19 protein-coding genes and 2 tRNA genes are annotated in these 20240 nt (G+C 67.6%); 17 read left to right on the forward strand and 4 right to left on the reverse strand.

What is annotated here, in order from left to right; genetic code table 11:
• The first annotated feature begins 10 nt into the window (after positions 1–10).
• The 8 genes from AC5RWU_RS08740 to AC5RWU_RS08775 all read left to right on the forward strand — a co-directional run bounded on the left by AC5RWU_RS08740 (position 11) and on the right by AC5RWU_RS08775 (position 8547).
• Entirely contained in the window at positions 11–1123 is a 1113-nt protein-coding gene (locus tag AC5RWU_RS08740; protein WP_494030566.1) for a branched-chain amino acid aminotransferase, read from the forward strand.
• A gap of 169 nt (positions 1124–1292) precedes the next feature.
• On the forward strand, positions 1293–2066 hold the full coding sequence (locus tag AC5RWU_RS08745) for a fumarylacetoacetate hydrolase family protein (protein ID WP_494030567.1): 774 nt from the start codon (positions 1293–1295) through the stop codon (positions 2064–2066).
• Positions 2067–2180: 114 nt separating this feature from the next.
• The gene (gltX, locus tag AC5RWU_RS08750) at positions 2181–3704 is read left to right on the forward strand and encodes a glutamate--tRNA ligase (protein ID WP_494030568.1); all 1524 of its coding nucleotides are present in this window, start codon (positions 2181–2183) and stop codon (positions 3702–3704) included.
• 70 nt (positions 3705–3774) lie between these two features.
• On the forward strand, positions 3775–4509 hold the full coding sequence (locus tag AC5RWU_RS08755) for an HAD family hydrolase (protein ID WP_494030569.1): 735 nt from the start codon (positions 3775–3777) through the stop codon (positions 4507–4509).
• Between the two features lie 184 nt (positions 4510–4693).
• Positions 4694–4765, forward strand: a tRNA-Gln gene (locus AC5RWU_RS08760).
• Between the two features lie 147 nt (positions 4766–4912).
• Positions 4913–4985: transfer RNA gene (locus tag AC5RWU_RS08765), tRNA-Glu, on the forward strand.
• An 86-nt stretch (positions 4986–5071) separates the two neighbouring features.
• The gene (locus AC5RWU_RS08770) at positions 5072–6895 is read left to right on the forward strand and encodes a dynamin family protein (protein WP_494030613.1); all 1824 of its coding nucleotides are present in this window, start codon (positions 5072–5074) and stop codon (positions 6893–6895) included.
• A complete protein-coding gene (locus AC5RWU_RS08775) occupies positions 6892–8547 on the forward strand; it encodes a GTPase (protein WP_494030570.1) in 1656 nt (551 codons plus the stop codon). The genes AC5RWU_RS08770 and AC5RWU_RS08775 overlap by 4 nt, the downstream gene beginning before the upstream one ends.
• On the opposite strand, the gene AC5RWU_RS08780 is transcribed toward AC5RWU_RS08775, so the two are convergent.
• Both AC5RWU_RS08780 and AC5RWU_RS08785 read right to left on the reverse strand, forming a co-directional pair.
• Complete coding sequence (locus AC5RWU_RS08780; protein WP_494030571.1) at positions 8544–9083, reverse strand: DUF1697 domain-containing protein; 540 nt, start codon at positions 9081–9083, stop codon at positions 8544–8546. The genes AC5RWU_RS08775 and AC5RWU_RS08780 overlap by 4 nt on opposite strands.
• 30 nt (positions 9084–9113) lie before the next feature.
• Positions 9114–9833: an IclR family transcriptional regulator gene (locus AC5RWU_RS08785; RefSeq protein WP_494030572.1), complete on the reverse strand. Its 720-nt coding sequence runs from the start codon at positions 9831–9833 to the stop codon at positions 9114–9116.
• Positions 9834–9975: 142 nt separating this feature from the next.
• Here AC5RWU_RS08785 and leuC point away from each other — a divergent pair, with 142 nt between their 5' ends.
• Complete coding sequence (gene leuC, locus AC5RWU_RS08790; protein WP_494030573.1) at positions 9976–11433, forward strand: 3-isopropylmalate dehydratase large subunit; 1458 nt, start codon at positions 9976–9978, stop codon at positions 11431–11433.
• Positions 11434–11443: 10 nt separating this feature from the next.
• The gene (gene leuD, locus AC5RWU_RS08795) at positions 11444–12043 is read left to right on the forward strand and encodes a 3-isopropylmalate dehydratase small subunit (protein ID WP_494030574.1); all 600 of its coding nucleotides are present in this window, start codon (positions 11444–11446) and stop codon (positions 12041–12043) included.
• A 25-nt stretch (positions 12044–12068) separates the two neighbouring features.
• Here the strand turns inward: leuD and AC5RWU_RS08800 are convergent, their stop codons facing one another.
• Positions 12069–12800, reverse strand: coding sequence for a LysR family substrate-binding domain-containing protein (locus AC5RWU_RS08800; RefSeq protein ID WP_494030575.1), 732 nt, complete (start codon positions 12798–12800; stop codon positions 12069–12071).
• Between the two features lie 103 nt (positions 12801–12903).
• Between AC5RWU_RS08800 and AC5RWU_RS08805 the strand changes: the two genes are divergently transcribed.
• The 5 genes from AC5RWU_RS08805 (at position 12904) to AC5RWU_RS08825 (ending at position 17792) form a co-directional block, all read left to right on the forward strand.
• On the forward strand, positions 12904–13254 hold the full coding sequence (locus AC5RWU_RS08805; protein WP_494030614.1) for a DUF5997 family protein: 351 nt from the start codon (positions 12904–12906) through the stop codon (positions 13252–13254).
• Positions 13255–13409: 155 nt separating this feature from the next.
• A complete protein-coding gene (murA, locus tag AC5RWU_RS08810; RefSeq protein ID WP_494030576.1) occupies positions 13410–14741 on the forward strand; it encodes a UDP-N-acetylglucosamine 1-carboxyvinyltransferase in 1332 nt (443 codons plus the stop codon).
• Between the two features lie 8 nt (positions 14742–14749).
• Complete coding sequence (locus AC5RWU_RS08815) at positions 14750–15544, forward strand: lysophospholipid acyltransferase family protein (RefSeq protein ID WP_494030577.1); 795 nt, start codon at positions 14750–14752, stop codon at positions 15542–15544.
• A 68-nt stretch (positions 15545–15612) separates the two neighbouring features.
• Complete coding sequence (locus tag AC5RWU_RS08820) at positions 15613–16626, forward strand: NAD(P)H-dependent glycerol-3-phosphate dehydrogenase (protein ID WP_494030615.1); 1014 nt, start codon at positions 15613–15615, stop codon at positions 16624–16626.
• 8 nt (positions 16627–16634) lie between these two features.
• Positions 16635–17792, forward strand: a complete 1158-nt coding sequence (locus tag AC5RWU_RS08825; RefSeq protein WP_494030616.1) for a D-alanine--D-alanine ligase family protein — start codon at positions 16635–16637, stop codon at positions 17790–17792.
• Between the two features lie 8 nt (positions 17793–17800).
• On the opposite strand, the gene AC5RWU_RS08830 is transcribed toward AC5RWU_RS08825, so the two are convergent.
• Positions 17801–18301, reverse strand: coding sequence for a DUF3515 domain-containing protein (locus tag AC5RWU_RS08830; protein ID WP_494030578.1), 501 nt, complete (start codon positions 18299–18301; stop codon positions 17801–17803).
• 51 nt (positions 18302–18352) lie between these two features.
• On the opposite strand from AC5RWU_RS08830, the gene AC5RWU_RS08835 reads away from it, so the two are divergent.
• Entirely contained in the window at positions 18353–19102 is a 750-nt protein-coding gene (locus tag AC5RWU_RS08835; protein ID WP_494030579.1) for a YqjF family protein, read from the forward strand.
• 139 nt (positions 19103–19241) lie between these two features.
• Entirely contained in the window at positions 19242–20228 is a 987-nt protein-coding gene (locus tag AC5RWU_RS08840) for a thiamine-phosphate kinase (protein ID WP_494030617.1), read from the forward strand.
• Positions 20229–20240 lie beyond the last annotated feature (12 nt).

Below are 20240 nucleotides of genomic sequence, written 5' to 3' on the forward strand. Positions count from 1 at the left end.
TGGAGGAAGTATGACTCAGACCAAGAGTGACCTGGAGTTCGCCCGGCACCTTTCGAACCGGCCGAAGAGCGCAGAACAGCGCGCAGCGGTCCTCGCCAACCCCGGCTTCGGCAAGTACTTCACGGACCACACTGCAGTTGTCGACTTTTCGGTAGGCGAGGACGGCGAGGGCTACTGGCACGACGCCCGGATCGAAGCCTACGGTCCGATCCCCCTCGATCCGGCCGCTGCTGTGCTCCATTATGGCCAGGAAATCTTTGAAGGCATGAAGGCCTACAAGCATGCGGACGGCAGCATCTGGACGTTCCGCGCCGAAGCCAACGCCGCCCGCCTGAACCGCTCCGCCGTACGGCTGGCCCTGCCGCAGCTTCCCGATGGCGTCTTCCTTGAGTCCATCCGCGAGCTCGTGGCCGTGGATAAGGACTGGGTTCCGTCCGGCGCCGGCGAGAGCCTGTACCTGCGGCCGTTCATGATTGCCACGGAAGCCTTCCTGGGCGTGCGGCCCGCGCGTGAAGTGTCCTACCGGGTGATCGCTTCTCCTGCGGGCAACTACTTCGGCGGTGAACTCCAGCCCGTCTCCATTTGGCTCTCGCAGAATTATGCGCGGGCGGGCCGCGGGGGCACTGGCGCCGCCAAGTGCGGCGGCAACTACGCCGCTTCGCTGGCCGCCCAGCTCGAGGCCGAGGCTAATGGCTGCCAGCAGGTGCTGTTCCTGGACCAGTTCAATGACAACGCCATCGAAGAACTCGGCGGCATGAATGTGTTTTTCGTGTTCAAGGACGGGTCCTTGGTGACCCCGGCGCTGACCGGAACGATCCTCGAGGGCGTGACCCGTTCGTCGATCCTCCAGCTGGGAAGGGACCGCGGTCTTAGGGTAGAAGAGCGCAAGATCACCCTGGACGAATGGCGTGACGGCGTAGCCTCCGGCGATATCACCGAGGTATTCGCGTGCGGCACCGCCGCCGTCATCACTCCGATCGGGGAACTGAAGACGGCTGAGGGCTCTATTGGCGCCCCCGAGGCCGGCGCCGGCGAGGTCAGCATGTCGCTGCGCGAACAGCTCCTTGGCATCCAGACCGGAACCGTCGAGGACACCTACGGCTGGCTGACCCGGCTGGCCTGAACCGCACATAACTTCAGCCTCCGAAGGACGTCCGCCTCAGCGGGCGTCCTTCTGCCTGCCTCCACACCGAGCCAGGCCCCACGGTGCATCCACAAGGATCGGGATTGCTCTGCCAACACGACCTGCTGTGCGAAATGGTGCTAGCGCGCATTCCACTAAGGTGGGAACCATGCGTATTGCTCGATTTGTTGCTGATGGTGATCCGGGGTTTGGCGTCGTTGAGGGTGAAGAAGGCAGCGAGCAGGTCGTTGCCATCAAGGGCGATCCCTTCTATTCGGGTGTCGAACTGACCGGTGCCCGCCACAAGCTTGAGGACGTCCGGCTGCTGGCACCGATCATCCCGCGCAGCAAGGTGGTCGGGATCGGCCGCAACTACGCGGAACATATCCGGGAGATGGGCAACGAGACCCCGGCAGCACCGCTGATGTTCCTGAAACCCAACACCTCCGTCGTTGGTCCCGGCGACCCCGTCATACTGCCGGCCTTCTCCGAAGAAGTTTCCTACGAGGCCGAACTCGCAGTCGTCATTGGGCGGATCTGCAAGGATGTTCCACTGGAACGCGTGAATGAAGTCGTGTTCGGCTATACCTGCGCCAATGATCTGACCGCCCGCGATGCACAGCGGACGGATGGGCAGTGGGCGCGGGCCAAGGGCTTCGATACCTCCTGCCCCATTGGTCCGTGGATCGAGACCGACCTTGATCCGGACAACCTGTCGATCTCCGGACGGCTTGACGGCGAGCTGAAGCAGGACGGCACAACGAGTGACATGATCTGGGACGTCAAGGAACTGGTTTCCTACGTTTCCCAGGCCTTCACGCTGCTGCCCGGCGACATCATCCTGACCGGAACGCCCTCCGGGGTCGGCCTCATCACCGAGGGCCAGCGTTATGAAGTGGAGATCGAGGGAATCGGCAGGCTGTCGAATCCGGCACGGCGCTAGTTGTACTGGGACAGGCGTCCGGGCTCCGGTCCGGAGGCCAACACTTTCGCGTTGACCGGGCGCTCCTGAGTTGCTGAGGGCCGGAAGCTGGAGGGCAGGTAAACTCGGATCATCATGAGTACTCCTTCCTCCGCTGCCGCACCGTCCGCCGTTCCCACTGTCACCGACGAAACGCCTGTTCGCGTCCGGTTCTGCCCGTCACCGACGGGTACTCCGCACGTCGGCCTGATCCGTACCGCCCTGTTCAATTGGGCTTATGCCAAGCACACGGGCGGGACCATGGTGTTCCGGATCGAAGACACGGACGCTGCACGCGACAGCGAGGAGAGCTACCACCAGTTGCTCGATGCGCTGCGGTGGCTGGGCATCACCTGGGACGAAGGCGTGGAGGTAGGCGGACCGCATGAGCCGTACCGCCAGTCCCAGCGCGGTGACATCTACCAGGATGTGATCGCCAAGCTCAAGGCCGCAGGGCATGTCTATGAGTCCTACTCGACTCCGGAGGAGATCGAGGCCCGGCATAAGGCCGCAGGCCGCGACGTAAAGCTGGGCTATGACAATTTCGACCGCGAACTGAGCGCCGAGCAGGTGGCTGCCTTCCGGGCAGAGGGCCGCGAACCGGTGCTGCGCGTCCGCATGCCGGACGAGGACATCACCTTCACTGACCTGGTGCGGGGGGAGATCACCTTCAAGGCCGGCAGCGTGCCCGACTTCGTCGTCGTCCGTGCCAACGGCGCACCGCTCTACACGCTGGTCAATCCCGTTGATGACGCGCTGATGGGCATCACCCACGTGCTGCGCGGCGAGGACCTGTTGTCCTCGACGCCGCGCCAGATTGTGCTCTACCGGGCGCTGGTGGACATCGGCGTGGCGCAGTACATGCCGCTGTTCGGCCACCTGCCCTACGTCATGGGCCAGGGCAATAAGAAGCTGTCGAAGCGCGACCCGGAATCCAACCTGTTCCTGCACCGGGAACGCGGCTTCATCCGGGAGGGCCTGCTGAACTACCTGTCCCTGCTGGGCTGGTCCCTGTCCGCAGACGAGGACATCTTCACCGTCGACCAGCTGGTGGAGAAGTTCGACATCCACGACGTGCTCAGCAACCCGGCCCGCTTCGACCTCAAGAAGGCCGAAGCCATCAACGGCACCCATGTGCGCATGCTGCAGCCCGAGGACTTCCGCAACCGTCTCCTGCCGTACCTGCGCCATGCCGGTCTGGTGGGCGAGGAGCTGGAGCCCCGGCAGGAGGAGATCCTGGCCGAGGCCGCCCCGCTGATCCAGGAGCGCATCACGCTGCTGGGCGAGGCTCCGGAGATGCTCGGCTTCCTGTTCAGGAACGACGACGAGATCGACATCGCGGACGACGCACGCAAGGGGCTGCCGCAGAACCTCGCCGAGGTGCTCGACGCCGCGCTGGCCGCCCTGGAACCCATCGAGCCGGCGGACTGGACGGCCGAGAACCTGCAATCGGCGTTGAAGCAGGCGCTGGTCGAGGATCTGGGTATCAAGCCGCGGCTGGCCTTCGGCCCCATCCGCACAGCGGTATCCGGCCGGCGCATTTCGCCGCCGTTGTTCGAGTCCATGGTGATTCTGGGCAGGCATTCATCGCTCGCCCGCATCAAGGCCTTCCGCGGCTGAGCGCCCGTCTCCTGCACACGCCGCAGCCCGTCGGCTGCGCCCCCTGACACAACCAGAAGAGGACACCCCTGTGACCGGAACCCGGACCAGCCCGCCCGACCACCGCATCGGAGGTGTCCTCTTCGACATCGACGACACCCTGGTGGATCTCGAAACCGCGATGGGCAACACCCTCCAGCACGTCAGCGCCCGGCTGCTGCCGGGATTGAGCGATGATGACTGGGTCCAATACAAGCGGCTTTTTGTCGACGACCCCCTGCGGCACTATGAACGGTACCTGGCCGGTGAGCTGAGCTTCGTGGAGCAGCGGATCGAGCGGGCGCGGCACGCCCATGGGCGGTTCGGGGCGGAGCCGTTCGACGCCGACACCGCCGCGCAGTGGAACACCGCATACGAGGCGACCCTCTCGCTCCATTTTGCGCCGTTCCCGGACGTGGGACCCGTGCTGGACGAACTCGATGCCCTCGGCATACCGTACGGGGCGGTCAGCAATAATGTGCACGACTACCAGCGGGCCAAGCTCGACCAGGCCGGGCTGCAGCGGATCAGGATCCTGGTGGGCATTGACACCGTGGGTGTGGCCAAACCGGATCCGGCCATCTTCCTGGAGGGCACCCGGCTGCTGGGAACCGAGCCCGGACGCACCCTGTACGTCGGAGACAATCTGGAAGTCGATGCCGTGGGTGCGACGGCGGCCGGCATGGTGGGCATCTGGCTGAACCGCAACGGCCGTGGCGCGGAGGGCTACGACGGCGCGCAGCTCAAGGACCTGTCGCAATTGTTTGAGATGTTTATCACTCAATAGCATTTCCGTCCGTCCGGCTTTCCAGGGACTGATGTGCCCCGGATTCCCGCGGAATCAAGGGAAAAACGGATGGCCGGAAAGTGAATTTTGAGAAATCGGCGAAGGGCAGGTAAAGTTTTATCCCGGCGCTTGAACCACTGAAAGTCAGACGGAAGACTTCGGGCGGTCAGTGATGAAGCGCCTTTGGGATATGGTGTAATTGGCAACACAACGGTTTCTGGTACCGTCATTCTAGGTTCGAGTCCTGGTATCCCAGCGCTGGATAGACAGCCGGTTCGCTTCGCAGCACCGGCGGGATTCCTCCAAATCACCAATTTGGAGCCGGGCGGAATGTGTGAAATACTCATTGAGCCCGTTCGGCCGGAACGCCGAAGGCAGCAACGTTGCAAGCAGTAAGATACCAGGCCCCATCGTATAGCGGCCTAGTACGCCGCCCTCTCACGGCGGTAACGCGGGTTCGAATCCCGCTGGGGTCACCGATACCGGTCCCGGACGATTAGGTCCGGGGCCGGTTTTCTTTTGCCTGCTTCCTTTGCCTACCTCCGAGGCACCGGCTGGCATGATGGAGTCCGTGAGCACCACATCGAACAGCGACGCTCCGTTCGGCGCGCATGAGCTGCTGGGCTTGCTGGAGTCGGTCCGTGAATCCCTGGCCGCCGTCAAGCTGCCGCTGCAGCTGCCAGGCACCGAGGAAGCCCGCGGCAGTATTACCGCCGCCCTCGCCCAGCTCGATGACTACATTCTTCCGCGTTGCCGAAGCCTGGACGCTCCGCTGCTGGCGGTGGTGGGCGGGTCCACGGGCGCCGGCAAGTCCACTCTCGTGAATGCCCTTGCCGGCCACCCTGTGACGCGCGCGGGTGCCATCCGGCCGACGACGCGCCAGCCCATCCTCCTGCACCATCCGGGTGACCGCCGTTGGTTCGCGGACCAGCGCGTGCTGCACGGGCTGAGCCGGGTTACCGGCGTGGTCCTGAAGGACGGCCGGAGCCCGCAGCCGCCGTCCCGGCGCCCAGCGGTAGAGCCGCCCTCCCGGCGCCCGGAAGCGCAGCCGGCCGCTTCCCTGATGCTGGTGGCCGATGAGTCCATACCCCGCGGCCTGGCCCTGCTGGATGCTCCGGACATCGACTCCATCGCCGATGAGAACCGCCGGCTCGCAGGGCAGCTGCTCGCCGCCGCGGACCTGTGGCTGTTCGTGACCACCGCCAACAGGTATGCGGACGCGGTGCCATGGCGCCTGCTGCTGGACGCCGCGTCGCGGGACATCGTGGTGGGGGTCGTGCTGGACCGGGTGCCCCCGGAGGCCGAGGAAGAGGTGCGTGCCGACTTGGCCGGCATGCTGGCGCGCCAGGGCCTTGGCCAGGCCCGGCTCTTCGTCATCCATGAGCAGAACCTGGGCAGCACCGGGATGCTTCCGCCGCACGCCGTCGAACCGGTCCGGACCTGGCTGACGCACCTTGCCGCGGATGCCGCCGGACGTTCCCGGATTGCGCGCCGCACACTGACAGGGGCCGTTCGTTCCCTGGGCGGGACGATCCAGGCCGTTGCCGACGCCGGTCAGCAGCAGCTGGCTGCCGGAGACCGGCTGGCCGTCGATGCCGCGTCCGCCTACAAAGATGGCCTGGCCCGGATCCTGGCGGCCGCGCGGGACGGGACGCTGCTGCGCGGCGAAGTCCTGGCACGCTGGCAGGACTTCGTGGGCACGGGCGAGTTCTTCCGCGCGCTGGAAAGCGGAATCGGGCGGCTGCGGGACCGGATCGGCGCGTTCTTCGCCGGCAAACCCACACCCGCTGTCACCGTCGAGGCAGCGATCGAATCGGGCCTGCAGGCGGTGATTGTGGACGAGGCCGCCAAAGCCGCGGAAACGGCGGACCAGCGCTGGCGGGACGATCCGGCCGGGCGCCAGCTCCTCGGGGCGGACGATCTGTCCAGCACGAGCCCGGACTTTCCGGCTGCCGTTGCCGCTCAGATCCGCGCTTGGCAGGGCGACCTGATGGAACTGATCCGCAGCGAGGGCGCGGGCAAGCGTTCCGTAGCGCGGATGCTGTCCTTCGGCGTCAATGGCCTGGCGGTGGCTCTGATGGTTGTCGTCTTCGCGTCAACGGCCGGCCTGACCGGTCTGGAGGTCGGCATCGCGGGCGGATCCGCCATCGTGGGGCAGAAGCTGCTGGAGGCGGTCTTCGGTGAGGACGCTGTGCGCAGGCTGGCCAGGACCGCGCAGGGTAACCTGGCCCGGCGCTGCACCGTGCTGATGAAGGCGGAGGAACAGCGCTTCCTGGACCGGCTGGATGTCCTGCGCACGGAAACGCCCGCCGGGACACTCCGGGCACAGGCGGACCGCCTGGCGCGGCTGGAACTGCCGGCCGCCGCAGGGGAGGGTCAGGGATGAGCAGCCGCCGCAGCACCGGCAGGGCGCCCGGACTCAGCGTCCGGCTGCAGGCCCTCGATGAAGCCCGCGAGCTCGCCGACGGCAGGCTCCCGGAGCAGGCCCTGACGTCTGTTGATGCCGTCCTGGAGCGCGCATCAACGCGCCGTTCCCTCTCGGAGGAGCACACCGTCGTCGGATTCTTCGGAGCCACCGGCAGCGGCAAGTCGTCGCTCTTCAATGCCGTAACGGGACAGGACCTGGCCGCAGTGGCGGCGCGGCGGCCAACGACGGCGGAACCGCTCGCCGCCATCTGGGGTGCCGAGGGCAGCGAACCGCTGCTCGACTGGCTGCAGGTCCGCCGCCGGCACGTGCTGGCCGAGCAGGTCGGCAGGAACCCCGCCAGGAACAACGCAGCCAGGGAACCGGCGGCCGGGTTTATCCTGCTCGATCTGCCCGATTTCGATTCGACGGCGCTGGTCCACCGGCAGATCGTCGAGCGGCTGGCCGGCCAGGTCGATGTCCTCGTGTGGGTCCTCGACCCGCAGAAGTATGCGGATGCGGCCGTTCACCACGGTTTCCTCCAACCCCTGGCCTCGCACGACGCTGTGACCATGATCGTCCTGAACCAACTGGACCGGTTGCCGGAGCAGGACGTGGAACCGGTCCTCGGCTCACTGCACGCAGCGCTGGCGCAGGACGGTTTGCCGACGGTGCCGGTTTTCCCTGTCTCCGCAGCCACCGGACGGGGCATCGAAGAGCTGAGGGCAGCGATCCGCGCGGTCGTGGACCGGCGGTGGGCGGCCGAGGCCAGACTGGCGGCCGATGTGTCGGACGCGGCGCGCCGGCTGGGGGAGGCCGCGGGTCTGGGGGAGGAGCCGGCGCCGGCTGCGACGGTCGCCAAGGACTCCCGGCACCTGCTGGCCGAACGGCTCGCCCAGGCGGCAGCCGTCGACGTCGTGGTGGAGGCGGTGGAGAAGTCCTACCGCCGCCGGGCCCACGCGCGGACGGGCTGGCCGGTGCTGCGCTGGATCGGCGGCCTGCGCCCCGACCCGCTGCGCAGATTGAACCTGCACCGGCCCGAGGTGGAGGCAGCGCTGAACCGGTCATCGCTGCCGCCGCCCGGTCCCGCCCAGCGGGCCCAGGCGGATTCCGCGGTGCGGGCCTTCGCCGACGCCGCAGGAAGCGGTGTGCCGGAACCGTGGCGGGCAGCCATTCGGCGTGCCGCCAGGGCCTCAACCAATGCGTTGCCGGACGCGATCGACCAGGCCATCGCCTCCGCGGACCTGGGGGCGCGCAGGAATTCCTGGTGGTGGCCGGTGGTCGGACTCCTCCAGTGGCTGGCACTGGCTGCGGCCGTGGCCGGGCTGCTGTGGCTGGGCCTGCTGTTCATCCTCGGCTACCTGCAGCTGCCGGTGCCTCAGCCACCGCAGGTGGAAGGATTGCCCGTTCCCACGCTGCTGCTGGGCGCGGGGATCCTGCTGGGCATCGTGCTGGCCCTGGCCTCGGCGGTGGCCGCCCGATGGGTGGCCAGGGGCAGGGCGCGGGCCGCGCGGCGGCGCCTGAGGGCGGCCATCGCCGCCGTCGCGGACAGATATGTGGCTGCGCCTGTGGAGGCGGAACTGGCCCGCTGCATCGGCTTCCGGGAGGCGCTGCGGACCGCGCAGGGCGGCTAGAGCTTGGCCAGCGCATCCCGGACCTTCAGCATCGTACGCAGGTTGCGGGTCGTCGTCGTGCTTTTGTACCTGGGCTTGGCGGCCACCTTGCCGGCCGGCGAATCCGCGGTGCCGCCGACCGGGGCCAGCCAGGCCGTGGCCTCCGGCCCCAGCCGCTGCTGTGGCGCCTGCGGATCAACGGCGGCGGTCGCCTCGTACAGCTCATCCAGGACCCCCGGATCCGAGGACAGGGTGATGTACGTATGCTGCTCCTTCGACTCCGCCGGATACGGGCAGGCTTCGATGACGGCCGCGAGGCGTTCGCTGGGCAGCACGATGACCCAGGCCTCGTAGCCGAAGGCGGCCCGGAGGCACTGTTCCACGAGGGACTTCAGGTCCGCGGCGGTACCGTCGAAACTGCAGACGATGTTGCCGGCGGCCAGCAGGGTCGACGCGTTCGTCAGGGGCAGTGTGGCCAGCGCCCGGCGCAGGGCCGCCATCTTGATATTGATGCCGCCGATATTGATACCGCGCAGGAAGACTGCATAGTTGGTCATGCCCACAGCGTAGGCCGGGGCGGGGACTGTCTACTCGCTGCCTTTGCGCAGGGCCTCGGAGAGCTGGCGGGCGGCATTCACGATGACCTCGGCGTGGATCCGGCCGGGCTGGCGCGTCAGGCGCTCCATCGGTCCCGAAATGGAGACCGCGGCGATCACCCGTCCGGACGGGCCGCGCACCGGCGCGGATACCGACGCCACTCCGGGCTCGCGTTCGCCCAGGCTCTGGGCCCAGCCGCGGCGCCGGACGCCGGCAAGGACGGTCGGCGTGAAGCGGGCATTCTGGAGGCCCTCGAGCAGCCGGTCATGGTCTTCCCAGGCGAGCAGGACCTGGGCCGCGGAGCCTGCTTTCATCGACAGTTGGGTGCCGACCGGAATGGTGTCCCGCAGGCCGATCGGGCGTTCGGCAGAGGCTACGCACACACGCCATTCACCCTGCCGGCGGAAAACCTGGGAACTCTCCCCGGTGGCGTCCCGCAGCTGGAGCAGCACCGGTCCGGCGGAGGCGATCAGCCGGTCCTCGCCGGCAGCGGAGGCGAGCTCCACCAGGCGGCTGCCGAGGACGAAGCGGCCCTGGATATCCCGGCTCACCAGCCGGTGGTGGACCAGGGCCTGCGCGAGGCGGTGGACGGTGGGACGGGCCAGGCCGGTGGCGGCCACCAGCTGTGCCAGGGAGGTAGGCCCTGCCTCGAGGGCATCCAGCACCATGGCTGCTTTATCGATGACGCCGACGCCACTAGAATTGTCCATAGCTTGATATTGCCGTCTCAGTATCTGAGATGCAAGTGGAAGTGCTGGCGCGCACAGCGGTGGTGCTGGTTCAGTGGAAGAACACAATTCAAGGAGCCGTTACAGGTGGTTCCGAGGGGATTTCCGATGGAGGGAGCTGGCGATGGGCGAGCAATCCGCAGGCAGGACACTTGCCGAGAAAGTCTGGGATGCGCATGTGGTGCGCAAGGGCGAGGATGGGCAGCCCGACCTCCTCTACATCGACCTGCACCTGGTCCATGAGGTAACCTCCCCGCAGGCGTTCGAGGGGCTGCGCCTGGCCGGCCGGAAGCTGCGGCGTCCCGACCTGACCATCGCCACCGAGGACCACAACACGCCGACGCTGGATATCGACAAGCCCATCGCGGACCTGACCAGCCGGACGCAGATCGACACCCTGCGGGCCAACTGCAAGGAATTCGGCGTCCGCCTGCACCCGCTCGGCGATGCTGAGCAGGGCATCGTGCATGTGGTAGGTCCGCAGCTGGGCCTGACCCAGCCCGGCATGACCGTGGTCTGCGGTGATTCGCACACCTCCACGCACGGCGCCTTCGGCGCGCTGGCCATGGGCATCGGCACCTCCGAGGTGGAGCACGTCATGGCCACCCAGACGCTGTCGCTGAAGCCGTTCAAGACCATGGCCATCAACGTCGAGGGAACGCTGCAGCCGGGGGTGACCTCCAAGGACATTATCCTGGCCGTCATCGCCAAGATCGGCACCGGCGGCGGCCAGGGCTATGTGCTGGAGTACCGCGGCTCGGCCATCCGCCAGCTGTCCATGGAAGCGCGGATGACCATCTGCAACATGTCCATCGAAGCCGGCGCCCGGGCGGGCATGGTGGCACCGGACGACACCACCTTCGACTACATGAAGGGCCGCCCGCACGCGCCCGAAGGCGCGGACTGGGATGCCGCCGTCGAATACTGGAAGAGCCTGCGGACCGATGACGATGCCGTCTTCGACGCCGAGGTCTTCCTCGATGCCGACACACTGGAACCGTTCGTCACCTGGGGCACCAACCCGGGGCAGGGCGTTTCCCTGTCCGGATCCGTGCCGGCTCCGGAGGACTTCGCGGATGAGAACCTGAAGGCCGCCGCCTCCCGGGCCCTGACGTACATGGGCCTGGAAGCGGGTACGCCGATGAAGGACATCCGCGTCGACACGGTCTTCCTGGGCTCCTGCACCAACAGCCGCATTGAGGACCTGCGTGCGGCCGCGGACATCATCCGCGGCCGGCGGAAGGACCCGAATGTCCGCATGCTGGTGGTTCCCGGCTCGGCCCGGGTGCGGCTGGAGGCCGAGGCCGAGGGCCTGGACCGGGTCTTCAGGGACTTCGGCGCCGAGTGGCGCTTTGCCGGCTGCTCCATGTGCCTGGGCATGAACCCGGACCAGCTGGCACCGGGGGAGCGCTGCGCATCGACGTCGAACCGCAATTTCGAAGGCCGCCAGGGCAAGGGCGGACGCACCCACCTGGTCTCGCCGGTGGTGGCGGCCGCAACCGCGATCCGCGGCACGCTCAGCGCGCCGTCGGACCTGGACCCCGTACACGACGACGCCGCATCCGCCGGCCAGGCTGCCTAGGAGGACTTCGATGGAAAAGTACATCACCCATACCGGCATCGGTGTTCCGCTGCGCCAGAGCAATGTGGACACGGACCAGATCATCCCGGCCGTGTACCTGAAGCGGATCACGCGCACCGGCTTCGAGGACGCACTGTTTGCCGCCTGGCGCAAGAATGACGATTTCATCCTGAACCAGGAGCCGTTCAAGAGCGGCTCGGTGCTGGTCGCCGGACCGGATTTCGGCACCGGATCCTCCCGCGAGCACGCTGTGTGGGCGCTGAAGGACTACGGCTTCAAGGCCGTCCTGTCCTCCCGTTTCGCGGACATTTTCCGCGGCAATTCCGGCAAGCAGGGCCTGGTGGCCGCCCAGGTTGCGCAGAACGACATCGAGCTGATCTGGAAAGAGCTGGAAAGCCATCCGGGCACCGAGGTGACGGTCGATCTGGAATCGAAGACTGTCACCTGCGGCTCGCTGGTGGCGCCGTTCGAGATCGACGACTACACCCGCTGGCGCCTGCTGGAGGGACTCGACGACATCGGGCTGACCCTGCGCCACGAAGCGGACATCACCGCCTACGAGGCCACCCGGCCCAGCTGGAAGCCGAAGACTCTCCCAGCCAAGAGCTGAGGGCCCGCGCCGAGCCTGTGAGGCGTCAGCGGCGGCCGCGCCGTCCGGAGCGGCCGCCGCTCCGGGTGTTCCGGGCGCGGCCGCCGGACTGTGCCGCCCCTCCGGTCCGTTTCCGCCCTGCCGCCTGCTTCTGCGAGCTGTCTCCCTGCTGCCGGGAGCCTTCCGCCTGCTGCGCGGAGGGCTGGCGGGAGCTGGGCTGCCTGGAACTTCGTTCCGTGCGTCCGCGGACAATGCCGATGAACTCTTCGATGACCTCGGTCGTCTTCCCTTCCGGCCAGGCCAGGGCGATCTGCGTCTCCTCAAGTCCCCTCACCGGGCGGTACACCACGTCCCTGCGGCTGTAGAGCCGTGCCACCGACATCGGCAGGATCATGAGTCCGGCTCCGGAGGCCACCACCTCGATGCCCGTTGCGGCACCGCCCATCCCGGCGGGATCGAGGATATTCTCGCCGTCCAGTTCGGCGGCGTCGACCTCCTCGAACAGGGCGATTTCATGGTCCTTGGGGGCAACGACCACGGGACGCTCGCGGTACAGCGGAATCACGCTGAGGCCTTCGCGGTCGATGGGGAGGCGGACGAAGCTCATGTCGGCCCGCCCGTCCCGCAGGATGCGGACCTGGTCCTGGACCTCGGTCTGGAAGGAGTCCAGCGGGATGTCCGGCTGGCGTTCCCGCCACCGGCCGAACCATTTTCCCGGGGCTACGCCGGGGACGAATCCGATGGTGAGGCTCGCATGCGCGCCCTCGGCGGGTTCCATGGGTGTCCTTTCCCTCTGCGCGGGTAGAAATCACCCTAGCGCACCCTGCGCCGCCGGCGGCGGATACGCTGGAGGCATGAGTTCGGAGAAAACACCGCAAACTATGAAGCCGGCGACGGCGGCCAAGAAGCTGGGCGTCTACCTGCCCGCCACGCCCCGGGAATTCCAGGAGAACCCGATCACCCGCACCGCCTTCAACGAGCTGCAGGAAAACCCGCCGGCCTGGCTGGTGGAGCTGCGAAGGAACGGGCCCCACCCCCGGCCGGTCGTGGCACGGAAACTGAACGTCTCCATTTCCGGCCTGGCCCGCGGCGGCGTGACGGAGGCGTTGACCACCGCGCAGATATCGGAGCTGCTGGCAAATCCGCCCCAGTGGCTGGTCGCCGAGCGTGCCACCCAGGCCGAGGTCCGTGCCGAGGCGCAGCGCGCCAAGGAGCACGGCGCCGGACGCTGACGTGTCCGGCCGCGCGGTATTGTCGTGCGCCACTGGCGGCGGTGAATCGCGCGACACCCCTCCGTTTGGTTTCAGTCTCATTACGGGAGCTTCTACACTTAGCTGGAGCCTCGCTCAGTTGCAGAGGCCCGAAAAGTACTAGGAAACAGGTGTTCATGGGTAGCGTTATGACAATCCGCGGGGGCGTTCCCCTGACGGGCAAAGTAGCGGTTCGGGGAGCCAAGAATCTGGTCCCCAAGGCGATGGTTGCCGCGCTGCTGGGAAGCGAACCTTCGCTGCTGCGCAACGTCCCGGAGATCAAGGACGTCGAGGTCGTCACGAACCTGCTTCGCCTCCACGGAGTCGACGTGACCAAGGACCCGGTAACGGGCGACCTCAGCCTGGACCCGAAGAACGCCACCGTTGCCCCGTCGAAGGAAATCGACGCCCACGCCGGCGATTCGCGCATTCCCATCCTCCTGTGCGGTCCGCTGATCCACTCGATCGGCGAAGCGTTCATTCCGGACCTGGGCGGCTGCAAGATCGGCGACCGCCCGATCGATTTCCACCTGACGGTCCTGCGCAACTTCGGAGCCGTCGTCGAAAAGCGCCCCGGCGGCATCGCTATCTCCGCGCCGAAGGGCCTCAAGGGCGCCAAACTGGAGCTGCCTTACCCCAGCGTGGGAGCAACCGAACAGGTCCTGCTGGCGGCAACCCGCGCCGAGGGCATTACGGAACTGCGCGGCGCGGCGATCGAACCCGAAATCATGGACCTGATCGCGGTGCTGCAGAAGATGGGCGCCATCATCAGTGTGCAGACGGACCGTGTCATCCGCATCGAAGGCGTCAGCGAACTGCACGGCTACAACCACAAGGCGCTCTCCGACCGGATCGAGGCGGCCTCGTGGGCTTCGGCGGCGCTGGTGACGCGGGGTGACATCTTCGTCGAGGGTGCCAACCAGCAGGACATGATGACCTTCCTGAACACCTACCGGAAGATCGGCGGTGCCTTTGACATCACCGACGAAGGCATCCGCTTCTACCACCCCGGCGGCAAGCTGTCCCCGCTGGTCCTCGAAACCGACGTCCATCCGGGGTTCATGACGGACTGGCAGCAGCCGCTGGTGGTCGCGCTGACCCAGGCCGACGGTGTCTCGATCGTGCATGAGACGGTCTATGAGAACCGCTTCGGCTTCACCCAGGCGCTGATCCGCATGGGGGCCAATATCCAGGTCCACCGTGAATGCCTCGGCAGCGTGCCGTGCCGCTTCGGCCAGCGTAACTTCCTGCATTCGGCCGTCATTTCGGGGCCGGTCCAGCTCAAGGGCGTCGATATCGACGTGCCGGACCTGCGCGGGGGATTCAGCCATCTGATCGCCGCCCTGGCTGCCACGGGCACGTCCCGGGTCACCGGCATCGAACTCATCAACCGGGGCTACGAGAGGTTCCAGGACAAGCTGGCAGGCCTGGGGGCGGACTTCGATATCGCAGCCTCTGCGGCAGCCTGAGGGGACCGATGAGCCAAAGCCGTCCGCCGCGCGCAACTTTTGCCGTGCTCGCCGCCATTGTCCGGCCCATCATGAACGGGCTGATGGGCCGCAAATGGTTCGGCACCGGCAATCTGCCCAAGGACCGGGGGTTCATCGTCTGTCCCAATCACGTCACGGAGATTGATCCGGTCGTCGTGGGGCACTTCCTGTACAGCAACAAGGTCCTGCCGCACTTCCTGGCTAAGGCATCCCTGTTCCGGGTTCCTGTGCTGGGTCAGGTACTGCACGGCCTGCAGCAGATTCCGGTCGAACGCAGCACTGCCGGTGCCAACCGGTCCCTGGAGACGGCACGCGAGATCCTCGGGCAGGGCGGCGGCATCATCATTTATCCGGAAGGCACCCTGACCCGGGATCCCGGGCTCTGGCCGATGAAGGGCCGGACCGGGGCTGCGCGTCTTGCGCTGCAGACCGGGGCGCCGGTCATCCCGGTCGCTCAGTGGGGCGCCCAGGAGGTCCTGCCGCGGTACGCCAAGCGCCTGCGCATTTTCCCGCGCCGGACCGTCAGGGTACTGGCCGGCGAACCGGTGGACCTCTCCGAATTTGCCGGACGGCCGCTGGACAAGGCGACGCTGACGGCGGCAACAGACCGCATTCTCGATGCCGTGACCGCGCTGCTGGCCGAACTGCGCGGCGAGGAACCGCCGGCCGAGCGCTGGGACCCGGTGGCCCATAACCAGACGACGCTGGGCCGGATGATGGAAAAGAACCCGCCTGCGCTGGGCGCGGACAACGGCAACGGCGCTGACGAGGGCAAGGCGTGAGAGCGTCCGCCCGGTCCGCGGGCCCGGATGATCAGCACGGCGGTGCGTCCACTGAACCGCCCTCCGTCATTGCGGTGCTCGGCGCCGGAAGCTGGGGCACCACGTTCGCGAAGATCGTGGCAGACGCGGCGGGGGGAGACCCGGACCGGCGGCAGGTCCGGCTGTGGGCCCGCCGGGCGGAAGTCGCCGAACAGATCAACTCCACCCACCGCAATGTCCAGTATCTGAAGGACACCGAGCTGCCGGCCAATATCACGGCGTCCACGAATGTCGCCGAGGTGCTCCGGGAAGCCGAACTGGTGGTGCTGGCCGTCCCGGCGCAGTCCCTGCGCGCCCAGCTGGGAGCCTGGAAGCCGCTGATCGAGCCGGATGCCGTCGTTGTCTCGCTGATGAAGGGCCTGGAGATCGGGACCGATGCGCGCATGAGCCAGGTCATCCAGGAGGAGCTGGGACTGCCCCCGGAGCGCGTCGCGGTGATTTCCGGACCCAATCTGGCGATGGAGATCGCCCGGCAGGAACCCACGGCGTCGGTGGTCGCGTGCACCGACCGCGCCACGGCGGCCTGGATCGCGTCCGCCTGCACCGCGGCCTATTTCCGTCCCTACACCAACACCGATGTGGTGGGGGTGGAAATCGGCGGGATCGTCAAGAATGTGATCGCCCTGGCCGTCGGCATCTGCGAAGGCAGGCAGTTCGGCGACAACACCAAGGCATCCGTCATTACGCGCGGCCTGGCCGAAACGACCCGGCTGGCGCTGGCGCTGGGCGGCGAGATCGAGACGATGGCCGGGCTCGCAGGCCTGGGGGACCTGGTGGCCACCTGCTCCTCGCCCCTGTCCCGCAACCACACCGCCGGCCGGCTGCTGGGCGAGGGCCTGACCCTCAGCGAAGTCACCGAGCGGATGACCCAGACCGCCGAAGGGATCAAGTCCGGCCAGGCCGTGCTGGACCTGGCCAATAAACTCGACGTTGAGATGCCCATTACCGAAAGCGTTGTCGCCGTGCTGCATGGCGAATTGTCCGTAGACGACCTGGGGCCGCGACTGCTGTCCCGGGAATTGAAATCCGAAGGCGAAAAGTGACCGATCAGATGTCAGCCCGCGCAGTGCCGGGGACGGATACCCCTGCCGGCAGTACACGCAGGCCGCGCGTCGCCGTACTGTTCGGCGGCCGCTCCAGCGAGCACGCCGTCAGCTGCGTGACCGCCGCCGGCGTGCTGCACGCCATCGACCGCTGCAAGTACGACGTGGTTCCGATCGGCATCACCAGGCAGGGCCAGTGGGTGCAGGTGTCCGATGACCCGGAGCAGTGGTCCCTGGCCTCGGCGACCCTTCCCGAGGTCACCGCTGCCGGTGAGCGCGTACTGCTGGACCAGGATCCTGAAGGCACCGCGCTGGTTGCGGCGGCCCCGAACCAGTTGCTGCGCAGCCTGGGCGTGGTGGATGTGGTGCTGCCGTTGCTGCACGGCCCGTTCGGCGAGGACGGTACCCTGCAGGGAATGTTGGAGCTCGCCGACGTCCGCTACGTCGGCGCCGGCGTCCTGGCCTCGGCGGTCAGCATGGACAAGCACTACATGAAGGTGGTTTTCGAATCCGCCGGCCTGGCCGTCGGCCCCTACCGCGTCATCACCGACCGGCAGTGGCTCAGGGACGAGGCGGCGGCGATGGACAGCGTGGCCGCACTTGGCTTCCCGGTCTTCGTCAAGCCCGCGCGGGCGGGCTCGAGTATGGGCATCTCCAAGGTTTCCTCCCGCAGCGGCCTGCGGGAAGCGATCGAGGCCGCCCGGGAGCATGACCCGAAGGTCGTCGTCGAAGCCGCCATCGCCGGCCGCGAGATCGAATGCGCGGTCCTGCAGGGCCGGGACTGCGAGCCGCCGCGCACCAGCCTCCCCGGTGAGATCGCCGTGGCCCACGACGGAACGCACGAGTTCTACGACTTCAACGCTAAATACGTCGAGGACAATGCCGCAGCGCTAAGCTGCCCGGCAGACCTGCCGGAAGACGTCACGGAACAGGTCCGGGCCCAGGCCGCCGCGGCCTTCGATGCCGTGGGGGCGGAAGGCCTTTCACGGGTGGACTTCTTCTACACCCCCGCGGGCGGGCTGATCATCAACGAAATCAACACCATGCCCGGTTTCACGCCCAAGAGCATGTATCCGCAGATGTGGGAAAAGACCGGACTGCCCTACAGCGAGCTGATCGACGAACTCATCCACCTGGCGCTCAACCGCAAGGTGGGTCTGCGTTAGGGCCGGGCTCAGCCCGGCAGCGTCTGGGCAGGGCCCAGGCACCTATTCGTCTGCGGCACTTCGGCAACGGCCGCGGACAGGTCCACCAGCACCGTGCTGGAGGCTACCTGGTTCGGGTCGATCAGCACCTCCGTGGCCGGATTGCGGCCGTAGGTGGTCATGGTCCAGTAAGGGTCTCCCTCCTGGATGACCCAATCGACGCCGTTCACGCCTACGCACTGGTCCGTCGTCGGTCCCGGCACCTGGACACCGCAGCGGAGCACCACCTTGGACGGATCCCCCCAGGCGGCGGTCGCCTGGCTGTTGGTCTCCCGCAGTTCGTTGTCGGCCACCAGGTCCGGCAGCACCACCATGATCCTGGCGCAGTCCGGATTGGCGGCATCCGCGGCAGGTTCGACGTCGACAACAGGGGAACATCCGGCCAGCGCGGCGGCAGCTGCGGCAAGCACGACGGCGGCGCCGGCCTGCCGCCGTCGGCTTCCGGCGGTGTGGGTGGGTAAAACAGGCATGATGTCAAGACTATCGGTTCCGCCAGATGCGGCGGCTGCTAGATTTGCGGCATGCAGCTACCTCAATCCAGCCACGCCGGTTCCCGGACGACCGGACCGGGGCTGGCGGGCCCCGTCCTGCTGAAGCAGTCCTGGGCCGACGCGGTCTTCCTGCATTGGCGCATCCCCGGCCCCGCCGCCTCGCCGTACATGCCGCCCGGCATCGAACCGGACGTGTTCGAGGGATCGACCTGGGTTGGACTCATCGGTTTCCGTGTGCCCGGCACCCGGCTCGGCCCGGTCCTGCCGCTTCCATATGCCGGCTCCTTCACCGAGATCAATGTGCGCCTGTACTCGCGCGGCAGGGACGGAAAGGGCGGGGTGGTGTTCCTGTCGATGGACGCATCCAGACTCGCCTTCGTCCTCGCCGCCCGGGCCGGCGGCATGCCGTATGTGTGGTCCCGGTGCCGGCCCACTGTGGTGCCGGGGACGGCGCCGGGCTATGGGTACGACGTCGAACGGTTCCGCGGGCAGGGTGCTTCATCGTTCGCTGTGCGCCCGGACCTGACCAGGCCGGCCGGCGATGGGCTGTCCCGGTGGCTTACGGCGCGGTATGGGCTCCATGGCCGGTTCGCCGGCCGCACGGCCTATCTCCCCATCTCGCACCGGCCCTGGCCGCTGCATCCCGCTGCGCTGGTCCACTGTGAGGATTCACTGCTGGAAGCCGCCGGCTTTCCGGTTCAGGATCCCCCGGAATCAGTGCTGTTCTCCCCGGGAGTCCGGGCGCAGCTGGGGAGCCCGATGGCCGTGCAAGGGCCCTGATCGCCTGTTCTTCAGCTAAACCGTCCGTGCGAAGCGCTAACGTGGAAACGTGGAAACTGAAGCACAAGTCCAACCCGCCGGCAACGTTCCCGCCGGCAGCGGCCCCGCTGGCAGCCTCAACGAGCAGGTGGTCGGCGAGCTGGTGGTCGGCGAACTGGACGAGTCCCAGCTGCTGGCCAGGATCTTTCCCCGACTGCACACCAGCTCCTCGGTGCTCGTTGGCCCCGGGGATGATGCTGCGGTCATCGCCGCTCCGGACGGCCGGACGGTGATTTCGGTGGATACCCAGGTGCAGGACCGGGACTTCCGGCTGGTCTGGCCGAACGGCTGCCGCACGTCGGGGTTCGATGTTGGCTGGAAGGCAGCGGCACAGAATCTTTCGGATATCAATGCCATGGGCGCAGCAGCCACAGCCATGGTGGTCAGTCTCACCGTTCCGGAAAACACCCCCGTTTCCTGGGTGGAGCAGCTGGCCGAAGGTCTCACGGCCGGTATCGTCCAGCTCGGCGCCGCCGACTGTTCCGTCGCCGGCGGGGACCTGGGCGGCGGCAGCGAAATCTCCGTCACGGCGGCCGTGACCGGATCGCTGGCGGGCCGGAGTCCGGTGCTGCGCAGCGGTGCGCGTCCGGGGGACGTCCTCGCGCTGGCCGGTACGGTCGGCTATGCGGCGGCCGGCCTGGCACTGCTGGAAAGCGCCCATCCGGTGGACGGACTTGCCCCGGAGCTGGCGGAACTGGTCGGCCGGCAACTGCGGCCCCGGCCTCCGCTGGCGGCCGGCCCCGGCGCCGCCGCGGCCGGCGCCCATGCCCTGATGGACGTCTCCGACGGGCTGGTGCGCGATGCCGGCCGGATGGCCAGCGCCAGCGGCGTGGGCATCGACCTGCTGCCGGCTGCGGTCCGTGCCCTGGCACAGCCGCTGCTGCCGGCGGCGGAACTGCTCGGCGCGGACCCGGCCCTGTGGGTGCTTGGCGGCGGCGAAGACCACGGACTGCTGGGCGTTTTTCCTCCCCAGGCGGCGCTGCCGGAAGGATTCGTTGCGATAGGCTCGGTTAACGCCGGGTCACCCGGCGTGACAGTGGGCGGCGAGCCGCCGGCAAGCGTGGGATGGGATCACTTTGCAAACTAGGGTTGCCGCAAA

It is taken from the genome of Arthrobacter sp. B0427-1-12, assembly GCF_059092905.1.